At 60.7% G+C, this 234-nt stretch carries 1 protein-coding gene; it reads right to left on the minus strand.

Features of this window, described 5'->3' with window-relative positions:
- A partial coding sequence (locus SB659_RS20590) for an HAD-IA family hydrolase (RefSeq protein WP_410551785.1) occupies nt 1–234 on the minus strand: 234 nt, incomplete at both ends.

Raw genomic sequence — 234 nt, forward strand, 5'->3', positions numbered from 1 at the left:
CGGCACAGATGCCAATGCCCGCCAGCAAGCCCGCGGCTTTGCCCATGGCCATATCCCCGTTGGAATCGCCAATAATGAGCGTGCGCTCAGGAAGTACGCCCAGCTGCTGGCAGGCAGCGAGCGCCATATCGGGGTAGGGCTTACCCCGGGTGACTTGATCGTGACCAAGCACCACGGGGAAGTGATCGGTCAGTGCAAGAATCGAAAGATGCCGCTGGGCATTGTGGGCATCAT

It is taken from the genome of Arthrobacter sp. SIMBA_036 (assembly GCF_046535135.1).
Lineage (GTDB): Bacteria > Actinomycetota > Actinomycetes > Actinomycetales > Micrococcaceae > Arthrobacter.